Raw genomic sequence first — 11,161 nt, 5'->3', positions numbered from 1 at the left:
GCCGTACCGGTTTAAAGTTAATCCACTATAAAACCGACCATCCGCGACGAAACGGATAGTCGGTTTTTTATTCGGTTCAACCTTTGCCTGAACACCCGATTCAATGCCAAGGGGTCGTCTGAAAAGTTTCAGACGACCCCTTTTCAACATAACGGGCAGGTTTGTCTTTTCCTCCACCCGATCGCAAAAGAACGAGAAAGGGCAGCTTTCGGCTACGCGGCATACAATCCGCAAACCATGCTTTCCCGACAGACCAAAGGAAAACCGTTTTCCCGATACGGCTGCGCCCATTTTGAAATCGCCCTTTTCCCGAAACCCGACCCAATCAAAAAAGGTCGTCTGAAACTTTTCAGACGACCTTTGCTTTGACTTCCGACAGCTTGGGGATTTAAAACAGCCCGAGCTTATTTTTTAATCGCGGTACGCATATTGTCGGCGATGTGGGTCGCGCCTGCGGTCAGACCGGACATACCGATCAGCGATGCGGCGGCGAGTTTGATCAATTCTTTCATTTTGAGTCTCTTTCTTGTGTTTGTGTTGCGGATGTTATAGTGGATTAACTTTCAACCGGTACGGCGTTGCCTTGCCTTGTCCTGATTTAAATTTAATCCAATATATCGTCGGATCGGCTGATTATTTGCCGGCTTCGGCGATGTTTTTGGCGGCGGTCGTCGCGCTGGCGGTCAGACCGGACATGCCAATCAGGGAGGCGGCTGCCAATTTAATTAAGTTTTTCATGGTCATCTCTCTTTCTTTTGTTCCCGCCGCCGAACTTGGCGGTCTGCGGTTCGCGCTTGTGTCGGCATCTGATGCCGGAATCGGTTGAAAGCCGAAAGCCGCTCCGCCGCGGGCGGGAAGGTTGTTTGTGGGGGTTTGGGAAGCGTTTAAAATATTTCGTTTGTTTTCAAATTATTTTTTTGCAGCGGTTTCGATATTGCGGGCAACCATAGAGGCTGAAGCGGTAACACCGGCCATACCGATTAAAGAGGCTGCGGCCAAGGTCAATAAATTTTTCATTTCGGGCAATCCTTTTACATATTAATCAAATGTTATTTAACAACATTTGTATTCGTCGTCGACATGTCTGCCATATCGACAGGTGTCATGATACCGCCTTAATTGATAAATTATACAGTTTTTTTGTAAAGAAAATAGCGGTATTAATGCTTTAATGTGATTATTTTGATAAATTATTTTTAGTTTTGAAAATGACACCGATGTCTTGAAGAATGACACCGATGTCTTAGTTACAAGCCGATTACAAATTGTTTATTTTAGAATAGATGCTCTCGGATTTTTTGTTGCCAAATTACATCATTTTAGAAAATTTTTAAATTTTCCTTTTATTTTTCAATTAGATAAAAAACAACACTTTTCCGCTTGGCTTTTGGGTTTTTAGCCTCAGACTATAATCGCCATTGCCATTTTTTAAATGATCTATCCATTTTTGGCAAAAACAGGTCGTCTGAAACCAAAATCCCTGCCCGACAAACCGGAATCCGCTGTTTTCTTGTGATATCGCTCAATAAACTATAGTGGCTTAACTAAATCAGGACAAGGCGATGAAACCGCAAGACAGTACAGACAGTACAGAAACCGATTCACTTGGTGCTTCAGCACCTTAGAGAATGTCTCTTTGAGCCAAGGCGAGGCAACGCCGTACCGGTTTAAAGTTAATCCACTATACTCAAGCGCGCAGCGAGCTTGTCCTGCAAACATGCTATATTGCCGTTTTTGCTTTTTCCGTTTTCAGACGACCTATGAATGCCCCGCTCCTTCTGACCGCCGCGCTTGCCTTTTTGTCCGGCGCGCTCATCACTTGGCTGCTCGCCCGCAACAAGGCGCAGACGCAGCAGTTTGCCCTGATGCAATCGCTTACCGAGTGCCGCCAGCATCTTGAATTTGCCGAACAAAATCAGGCGCAAACCGCATCCGAGCTTGCCGACGCGCGCTATCATGTCCAAGATTTGCAGGGCGAGTTGCAGGAATTGGGCAACCGCTTTGCCGCCGCCGAACGCCAAATCGGCTATCTTCAAGAGCGCGAACAGGAAGCAGGTCGTCTGAAACAAGATTACGCCGAGCTTCAGGAAAACGCGCACAACCTGCACGTCCGCAACGAACGCCTCCACATCCAGCTCGAACAGGAACGCCTCGCCGCCGACGAAAAGCTCAAGCTCCTTGCCGAAGCCCGCCAAAGCTTGGGCGACCAGTTCCAAAACCTCGCCAACACCATTTTGGAAGAGAAAAGCCGCCGCTTCACCGAGCAAAACCGCGACCACCTCAGCCAACTGCTGACCCCGCTCAACGAACGCATCCACGGCTTCAGCGAGCTGGTTCAGCAAACCTACGAAAAAGAAGCGCGCGAACGGCTGACCCTCGAAAACGAACTCAAACGCCTGCAAACCCTCAACACCCAACTGCACAGCGACGCCAAAGCCCTCACCGACGCGCTCACCGGCACGCAAAACAAAACCCAAGGCAACTGGGGCGAGATGATTTTGGAAAGCGTTTTGGAACATTCCGGCCTGCAAAAAGGGCGCGAATACACCGTCCAAGCCGCCGCCGTCCGCCAAGAAGAAGACGGCGCGCGCCGCCTCCAGCCCGACGTCCTCGTCAACCTGCCCGAAGGCAAACAAATCGTCATCGACTCCAAAGTCTCGCTGACCGCCTACGTCCGCTACACCCAAGCCGCCGACGCCGCAACCGCCGAACGCGAACTCGCCGCCCACGTCGCCAGCATCCGCGCCCACATCCGCAGCCTGTCGCAAAAAGACTATACCGACCTCGAAGGCGTGCGCACGCTGGACTTCGTGTTTATGTTCATCCCCGTCGAACCCGCCTACCTGCTCGCCCTGCAACACGATGCCGCCCTGTTCCAAGAATGTTTCGACAAACGCATCATGCCGGTCGGCCCGAGTACGCTGCTCGCCACCCTGCGCACCGTCGCCCACATCTGGCGCAACGAACAACAAAACCAAAACGCCCTCGCCATCGCGGCAGAAGGCGGCAGGCTTTACGACAAATTCACCGGCTTTGTCCAAACGCTCGAGACCGTCGGCAAAAACATCGACCAAGCACAAAGCCAGTTCCAACAAGCCTACAAACAGCTCTCGCAAGGACGCGGCAACCTCGTCAGCCGCGCCGAGAAACTGCGTGCGCTGGGCGTCAAAACCACCAAACGCCTGCAACGCGATTTGACAGAAACCGCCCAAGAATCCGCCTTGCAGGATAAGGGTTTGCCGGAAGGGGAAGAAGATTGACGGATTGTCCGTCGTCGGATTTCAGACGACGTATCAAAGACAAAAAGGGCGCATGATGCATCCTTTTATAGTGGATTAACTTTAAACCAGGACAAGGCGATGAAACCGCAAGACAGTACAGACAGTACAGAAACCGATTCACTTGGTGCTTCAGCACCTTAGAGAATGTCTCTTTGAGCCAAGGCGAGGTAACGCCGTACTGGTTTAAAGTTAATCCACTGTATCGTTTCAAACCTTATTCGCCAGCAATCCGCGTTTCTAGCTGTCGGAGGAAAGAACAAGTATCGTGGCGGTAAAAAGGTCGTCTGAAAAACGGCGGGTCGGGTATGAATTGCTTACCACGCCGTTTTCAGACGACCTTTCGTGTTATCGCGCCTTTATTTCACTTTGCCTTTCAATGCGCCGTAGCCTGCCGCGTCCATTTGTTCCAGCGGGATGAATTTCAGGCTCGCGCCGTTGATGCAGTAGCGCAGGCCACCTTTGTCTTTGGGGCCGTCGGCGAAGACGTGTCCCAAGTGCGAATCGGCGGCATGGCTGCGCACTTCGGTGCGGCGCATGTTGTAGCTGAAATCGTCGTGTTCGGTAACGGCGGCGGCGTTAATCGGGCGGGTGAAGCTCGGCCAGCCGCAGCCGGAATCGAATTTGTCGGCGGAAGAAAACAGGGGTTCGCCGCTGACGACGTCCACATAAATGCCGGGTTTGAACAGATGGTCGTATTCGTGGCTGAAGGCGTATTCGGTCGCGCTTTTTTGAGTAACTTGGTATTGCTCTTCGGTCAGGATGCGTTTGAGTTCGGCATCGCTGGGTTTTTTATACGTTGCCGCGTCGAAGCCTTTGCCTTGCGGGGCGGCTTTGGTTTTGCCCGGCAGCGGTTCGTCGGCTTTGCGGATGTCGATGTGGCAGTAGCCGTTGGGGTTTTTAATCAGGTAGTCCTGATGGTATTCCTCGGCGTCGTAGAAGTTTTTCAGCGGCTCGTTTTCGACGACGAGGGGCTGTTTGTATTTTTGCTGCTCGCGTTTGAGGGCGGCGGCGATGACGGCTTTTTCGGCGGGGTCGGTGTAGTACACGCCGCTGCGGTATTGCGTGCCGGTGTCGTTGCCTTGTTTGTTGAGGCTGGTCGGGTCAACGACGCGGAAATAGTATTGCAGGATGTCGTCGAGGCTGAGTTTGTCGGCATCGTAGGTGACTTTGACGGTCTCGGCATGGCCCGTATCGCGGTAGGACACGTCTTCGTAGCTCGGATTTTTCGTTTTGCCGTTGGCGTAGCCGGATACTGCGTCAACCACGCCGTCTATGCGTTGGAAATAGGCTTCCAAGCCCCAGAAGCAGCCGCCGGCGAGGTAGATGGTGCGCGTATTCATGATTTTTGAATCCTTTTTCTGTGTGTCGGGTTTGTAGAACGCGTTTTTCAGACGACCTAAATCGGCATTCGGGTCGCGGATTAACGCCAATGCCTGCGCTTCGTTGATGCTGCCTTTGACGATGCGCTGCACGTCGCCGTCCTTACCGATTAACGCCCACGAAGGGTAAACGCTGATATTCAGGCTTTGGGCGATGGTGCCGCCGTTGTCGGTCACGACGGGCAGCTTGGGATAGTTCAAACCGGCATACCATTTTTGAAAGTCGCCGTCTTTTTTCTCGTGCAGAAAGCCCGGAGACGCGACGGTAATCAGGTTGGCGGAGCCGAACCGCTTATCCTGCGCCCATTTTTCGGTTTGTCCCAATTCGGACAAACACAAAGGACACCAGCTCGCCCAGAATTTAATCAGGGTGGGTTTGTCTTTTTTCAAATAAACGCTGGCGGGGCGGTTGTCCGCGGTTTTCAAAGTGGACAAGGTGTGCGGCACGGTCGCGGCTTCGGCATCGGCGATTTTGGGCGAACAGGCACCCAGCGCAAACAGACAGCCGAACTTGGCGCAAAGGGAAAAGAAGGTACGGGGTTTCATCTCTAATGTTTCCTGTGTGGACGGTTTGTATGATTAGACGTTGGGAATGTCCAAACCTTACAGCCTTGCACATAAAAAAGCAAAAGGTCGTCTGAAAATAAACGCCTATATTATTAAATTTGCATTTTCAAACAGCATTTCCATTGCAGCGGCGGCATAAAAGGCATACACTGACTACACACGACTACAACAACAGGAGAACTTGAAATGAAACAATTGGCCATGTACATCAACGGACGCTTTGAAAACGATTTCAACGGCGAATGGCGCGACGTATTGAACCCTTCCACCGAAGAGGCCATCGCCCGCGAACCTAAAGGCGGCAAAGCGGACGTTGACCGCGCCGTAGCGGCGGCGCGTGCGGCGCAACCGGCATGGGAGCGGCTGCCTGCGGTCGAACGCGGCGCGTATTTGCGCAAAATCGCCCAAGGCATACGCGAACGCGCCGACGAGTTGACCGACACCATCGTTGCTGAAGGCGGCAAAACCAAAGACTTGGCGCGTGTGGAAGTCATGTTCACCGCCGACTATCTCGATTACCAAGCCGAATGGGCGCGCCGTTACGAAGGCGAAATCATCCAAAGCGACCGCCCGCGCGAAAACATTTTATTGTTCAAACGTCCGCTGGGCGTCGTGGCAGGCATCCTGCCGTGGAACTTCCCCTTCTTCCTGATTGCCCGCAAAATGGGCCCTGCTTTGGTCACGGGTAACACCATCGTCGTCAAACCCAGCAGCGTGACCCCGATCAACTGCCACATCTTCGCCGAAATCGTCGATGCGGTCGGACTGCCCGCAGGCGTGTTCAACGTGGTGAACGGCCCCGGCGCGGAAATCGGCAATGCCTTGTCCGCCCATCCGCAAGTCGATATGGTCAGCCTGACCGGCTCCGTCGAAGCAGGCCGCCAAGTGATGGAAGCTGCTTCCGCCAACATCACCAAAGTCTCGCTGGAACTCGGCGGCAAAGCGCCCGCCATCGTTTTGAAAGACGCGGATTTGGACTTGGCAGTGAAATCCATCTTGGCTTCGCGCGTCGGCAACACCGGTCAAATCTGCAACTGCGCCGAGCGCGTCTATGTCCACAGCAGCCTGAAAGACGCGTTCATTGAAAAAATGACCGCCGCCATGAAAGGCGTGCGCTACGGCAACCCTGCCGAAGCGGAAGCAGGCGCGCTGGAAATGGGCCCGCTGATTGAAGAGCGCGCCGTCAAAGCCGTTGCCGAAAAAGTGGAACGCGCCGTCAAACAAGGTGCGACGCTGGTCTGCGGCGGCAAACGCGCCGAAGGACGCGGCTATTTCTTCGAGCCTACCCTGCTGACCGACACCGACAACAACATGGACATCATGAAGGAAGAAACCTTCGGCCCCGTCCTGCCTGTTTCCACTTTCGACACGCTCGACCAAGTCATCGCCTTGGCAAACGACTGCGAATTCGGTCTGACCAGCTCCGTTTACACCACCAACCTGAACGAAGCCTTCTACGTCACCCGCCGCCTGCAATTCGGCGAAACCTACATCAACCGCGAAAACTTCGAAGCCATGCAGGGTTTCCATGCTGGCTGGAAAAAATCCGGTATCGGCGGCGCGGACGGCAAACACGGTTTGGAAGAATATCTGCAAACCCAAGTCGTTTATCTGGAAACCAATATTTGATAACGCCTTGATGTGTTGACATAAAAGGTCGTCTGAAAATTTTCAGACGACCTTTTTCTATGTTCGGACGCAACGTATTAAGGCGGGACACAAAACATCATCGCGACGGTTCAAACCAGACGATTTGTCCTTTATCGATATGTATCGGCACGGTATCGCCGGCGGGTAGCTGTCCGGCGGGCAACAGGGTGGTCAGTTCGCCGTATTCGGGGTGGGCGAAAGTCAGGCGCAGGCTGTCGGGCAAAGGGGTGAGGGACAGGATGCGGCAGGGTGTGCCTTGCGAGTCGGGACGGATGGCGTGTGTCGGGATGTGGCGCGCATCGTCGGTGTTGGGCAGCCCGAGCAGGCGGGCGGCTTGGGCGTCGGCGGGGCGGCGAAAAAGTTCGGCGGGCGTGCCGTATTGGAGGATGCGCCCTTCGTGCATGAGGGCGATATGGTCTGCCAGCGCGGCGGCTTCTTCGGGGGAATGGGTTACGAGGACGGCGGGGATGTTTTGACGGCGGATGCTCTCGTCGGTCAGGCGGTAGAGGGTGTGGCGCAGGTGGGTGTCGAGGCTGGAGAAGGCTTCGTCCAAGAGGAGTAGGGACGGTTTGATAATCAGGGCGCGGGCGAGGGCGAGGCGTTGCTGTTCGCCGCCGGAGAGGCTGCCGGGTTTGCGGCGGGCTTCGTTTTCCAAACCGATGTCGCGCAGCGCCTGCATGGTTTGTGCTTCGATTTCGGCTTTGGGCAGGCGGCGCATTTTGAGTCCGAAGCCGACGTTTTCTTGGGCGGTCAGGTGCGGGAACAGGGCGTAGTCTTGAAACATCAGCGAGACGTTGCGTTTTTCGGGCGAGACGGCGGTGATGTCCTGCCCGTCCAGCCAGACTTCGCCGCTGTCGGGCTTGACGATGCCGGCAATGATTTTGAGCAGGGTGGATTTGCCGCAGCCGGAGCGTCCGAGGACGGCGAGGGTTTCTCCTGCGGAGACGGTCAGGCTGATGTGGTCGGCGACGGTTTTGCTGTCGAAGCGTTTGCAGATGTCGGTAAGTCGGAGCATGGGTTTCAGACGACCTTTTGGGGAATCGGGAAAGGAAAACGGCGGGACGTTAATGGTTTTGTACTGTTTTATTTTTTGCATTCAGCGGCAAAGGCTGTCCAACCAAAGGCTTAACGGGTGCTGCCTGTCGAGCACGCCGTAGCGTTTGAGGGCTTCGAGGGTAACGAGCTGGGCATCGTGCATCATGGTATGGGACAACATGGTTTCGACGAGTTGCGAAACGTTCATCAATTCAAACCCTGCGACTTCGCCGTCTTGGTTTTCGGGGCGGACGGTTTCGGGCAGGACGATGTCGAAGATGTGCAGGATTTCGTTGTGGATGCCGCGCGATACGGGGCGCAGGCTGTGGATTCGGGCGGCGGCTCGGAGGTTGTCGAGGGCGGGAGGCATCAGTCCGGCTTCTTCTTCGCTTTCGCGGCAGACGGCTTCAAACGGGGTTTCGCCGCTGGCAATGCCGCCGCCGACGAGGTTGTCGAGTTTGTTGGGATCGACGGCTTTGTGCGGGCTGCGGCGGCCTATCCAAAAATGCCAGCCACCGTCGGTTTGCACCAGTCCGTTGAGGTGGACGGCTTGGCTCATGAGTCCGAACGGACGGAAGGCGGCGCGTTCCAACACAAAAAGCACTTTGCCCGCGTCGTCGCACACGTCAAACTTTTCATCGCGCCAGCCGTGCAGCAGTCCGAGGCTTTTCCATTCGTGCGCCAAGTGCTGCAAACTGTCGCCCATCGCCAGCCAGTTGTCCGTTTGCAGGCAGAGGTCGTCTGAAATTTCAGAAAGCCCTTCCTGCCAGTCTTGTTTGATCCGTTCGCGCCAAAGCGGATTCAGACGACCCAAAGCCAGCCCGTTTAGATAGAGCGTGTTCCAGTCGTCCGACGCGCCGTAACTTGCCCGCGCCCAATCGTAGAGCGCGTCGTGGGTGCGGCGGTCGAGCGTTTCGGAAAAACAAGGGCGCGAAGACATGGCTGTTCCTCAATCCAATCAATACATAATCATAAAGCGGATTGTATCTGCTCCGCTTCAATTTGCAACCAACTCTATCCATAGCCGGACGGCACACGCTGCAAAGCCAAACCGCCCGAAAACCGCTATAATCGTCCCATTCTTTCGGAGGTCCAACACCATGAGCGAATTGAGCGAAATTCTCGCCTATAACCAAAATTTTGTCGAATCGGGCGAATACGAAAAATATTTCACTGACAAATATCCCGGCCGCGAATTGGCCATCCTGTCCTGCATGGACGCGCGCATCATCGAGCTGCTGCCCGACGCGCTCGGACTGAAAAACGGCGACGCCAAGCTCATTAAAAACGCCGGCGCGGTCGTTACCCATCCTTGGGGTTCCGTCATGCGCAGCCTTTTGGTCGCCGTGTTCGAACTCAAAGTCAAAGAAATCATGGTCATCGCCCACCACGACTGCGGCATGAAGGGGCTGAACGCCGCCGGTTTCCTTGAAAAAGTACACGAAAGCGACATCCCCGACGACCGCATCGAAACCCTGCGCAACGCCGGCATAGACCTCGACAACTGGCTGACTGGTTTCGACAACGTAGAAGACAGCGTCCGCCACACCGTCAAAGTCATCCGCAACCACCCGCTTATGCCCGCCGACATCGCCGTCCACGGACTCGTCATCCACCCGACCACCGGCAAACTCACCCTGGTTGTCGACGGCAGCCCCGAGGCAAAAAGCCTTTCAGACGACCCCGCCAACCCATAAACCCGACAGGTCGTCTGAAACCCAAACAGAGCGCACACCACACCCAAGGACACCCATGAAAAACATCGGACTTTTCGGCGGCACCTTCGACCCCATCCACAACGGCCACCTCCACATCGCCCGCGCCTTCGCCGACGAAATCGGACTCGACACCGTCGTCTTCCTGCCCGCAGGCGACCCCTACCACAAAGACCCGTCCCGCGCCCCCGCCCAAGACCGCCTCATCATGACCGAACTCGCCATCTCCGACGACCCCCGCTTCGCCGCCAGCGACTGCGACATCGTCCGCGACGGCGCAACGTACACCTTCGACACCGTCCAAATCTTCCGCCAGCAATTTCCCGCCGCCCAACTTTGGTGGCTCATGGGCAGCGACAGCCTCATGAAACTGCACACTTGGAAAAAATGGCAGACCCTCGTGCGCCAAACCCACATCGCCGTCGCCATGCGCCAAGGCGACAACCTCAACCAAACCCCGCGCGAACTCCACGCCTGGCTGGGCGAAGCCCTCCAAAACGGCAGCGTCCGCATCCTCAACGCCCCCCTGCACAACACCTCCTCCACCCAAATCCGCCAAACCCTCCAAAGCGGCAGACTTTCAGACGACCTCCCGCCCCAAGTCGCCCGCTACATCCGCGAACACAAACTGTACCAAAGCGGAAAATAGCGTAAATTCATACAGATAAGTTATAATACCGTCCAAACCCCATTTCATTCCCACCATTAGGAAAACAATGAACGAACAAGAACTGCAAGACCTGCAAAAAATGGTCGAAACCGCCGTCGAAGCCCTCGAAGACATCAAAGCCAAAGACATCTCCGTCCTCGAAACCCAAGAAAAAACCTCACTGTTCGCCCGCATGATCATCGCCAGCGGCGACAGCACCCGCCAAGTCAAAGCCCTCGCCAACAACGTCGCCGTCAGCCTCAAAGAAGCCGGCTTCGAAATCCTCAGCACCGAAGGCGACAGCGGCGAATGGACGCTCGTTGACGCAGGCGACCTCGTCGTCCACGTCATGCTGCCCGCCGTCCGCGACTTCTACGACATCGACACCCTCTGGGGCGGCGAAAAACCCAGCTTCCACGCCGGCGCGCAAAAACCCTGGCACGCCGCCGACTAAACCATCATCCCAAGCCGTCTGTGCATACAGACGGCTTTATTGCGCACGCCCTACCCCCCTTTGCCCAAACCGAAGCTTTCAGACGACGGCGGATTCTCATTTGAAGTGCAACTTTCCATAACAGAAAAAGGCCAGTATGCGGTAGCATACGGCCTTTCCTGCAAGAAAGATTGCCATGAGCTACACACAACTGACCCAAGACGAACGATACCATATACAATACCTGTCACGCCACTGCACCGTCACCGAAATCGCCAAACAGCTTAACCGCCACAAAAGCACCATCAGCCGCGAAATCAAGCGGTACTGCATCCAAGGACAGCAATACAGCGCCGAAAAAGCACAGAAGCAAAGCCGGCTTACCAAACAGCGTAAGCGAAAACCTTATAAGCTCGATTCGCAGCTGATTCAACACATCGACACCCTTATCC

General features: G+C 55.0%; 10 protein-coding genes. 6 read left to right on the top strand and 4 right to left on the bottom strand.

Annotated elements, in window-relative coordinates; translation table 11 throughout:
• The coding region (locus tag HMPREF2726_RS14415; protein WP_210399684.1) for a hypothetical protein at positions 1 to 291 on the bottom strand (291 nt) is incomplete at its 3' end.
• Positions 292 to 1,760: 1,469 nt separating this feature from the next.
• On the opposite strand from HMPREF2726_RS14415, the gene rmuC reads away from it, so the two are divergent.
• Positions 1,761 to 3,260 (top strand): DNA recombination protein RmuC, encoded by a 1,500-nt coding sequence (gene rmuC / locus HMPREF2726_RS06795; RefSeq protein ID WP_009312469.1) that lies wholly within the window; start codon positions 1,761 to 1,763, stop codon positions 3,258 to 3,260.
• 377 nt (positions 3,261 to 3,637) lie between these two features.
• Here the strand turns inward: rmuC and msrAB are convergent, their stop codons facing one another.
• Positions 3,638 to 5,206, bottom strand: a complete 1,569-nt coding sequence (gene msrAB, locus HMPREF2726_RS06790; RefSeq protein WP_009312470.1) for a bifunctional peptide-methionine (S)-S-oxide reductase MsrA/peptide-methionine (R)-S-oxide reductase MsrB — start codon at positions 5,204 to 5,206, stop codon at positions 3,638 to 3,640.
• Between the two features lie 207 nt (positions 5,207 to 5,413).
• Here msrAB and aldA point away from each other — a divergent pair, with 207 nt between their 5' ends.
• Positions 5,414 to 6,856, top strand: a complete 1,443-nt coding sequence (aldA, locus tag HMPREF2726_RS06785; RefSeq protein WP_003760973.1) for an aldehyde dehydrogenase — start codon at positions 5,414 to 5,416, stop codon at positions 6,854 to 6,856.
• A gap of 97 nt (positions 6,857 to 6,953) precedes the next feature.
• On the opposite strand, the gene HMPREF2726_RS06780 is transcribed toward aldA, so the two are convergent.
• Positions 6,954 to 7,892 carry an ABC transporter ATP-binding protein gene (locus tag HMPREF2726_RS06780; protein WP_070602776.1) on the bottom strand — a complete coding sequence of 313 codons (939 nt, stop codon included), beginning with the start codon at positions 7,890 to 7,892 and terminating at the stop codon, positions 6,954 to 6,956.
• Between the two features lie 81 nt (positions 7,893 to 7,973).
• Positions 7,974 to 8,852: an NUDIX hydrolase gene (locus HMPREF2726_RS06775; RefSeq protein ID WP_070602742.1), complete on the bottom strand. Its 879-nt coding sequence runs from the start codon at positions 8,850 to 8,852 to the stop codon at positions 7,974 to 7,976.
• A 160-nt stretch (positions 8,853 to 9,012) separates the two neighbouring features.
• Here HMPREF2726_RS06775 and HMPREF2726_RS06770 point away from each other — a divergent pair, with 160 nt between their 5' ends.
• The 4 genes from HMPREF2726_RS06770 to HMPREF2726_RS06755 form a co-directional block, all read left to right on the top strand.
• On the top strand, positions 9,013 to 9,609 hold the full coding sequence (locus HMPREF2726_RS06770) for a beta-class carbonic anhydrase (protein ID WP_003764800.1): 597 nt from the start codon (positions 9,013 to 9,015) through the stop codon (positions 9,607 to 9,609).
• A 55-nt stretch (positions 9,610 to 9,664) separates the two neighbouring features.
• Positions 9,665 to 10,276, top strand: a complete 612-nt coding sequence (nadD, locus tag HMPREF2726_RS06765; protein ID WP_070602738.1) for a nicotinate-nucleotide adenylyltransferase — start codon at positions 9,665 to 9,667, stop codon at positions 10,274 to 10,276.
• 67 nt (positions 10,277 to 10,343) lie between these two features.
• A complete protein-coding gene (gene rsfS, locus HMPREF2726_RS06760) occupies positions 10,344 to 10,730 on the top strand; it encodes a ribosome silencing factor (RefSeq protein WP_039410466.1) in 387 nt (128 codons plus the stop codon).
• 175 nt (positions 10,731 to 10,905) lie between these two features.
• Positions 10,906 to 11,161 (top strand): helix-turn-helix domain-containing protein (locus HMPREF2726_RS06755; RefSeq protein WP_148132488.1); only part of this gene is annotated, 256 nt, incomplete at its 3' end.

The sequence above is a fragment of the Neisseria sp. HMSC074B07 genome, from assembly GCF_001810355.1.
Classification (GTDB): Bacteria; Pseudomonadota; Gammaproteobacteria; order Burkholderiales; family Neisseriaceae; genus Neisseria.
The sequence above is the reverse complement of the archived record's forward strand: the minus strand, read 5'-3'. Positions and strand labels throughout refer to the sequence as shown.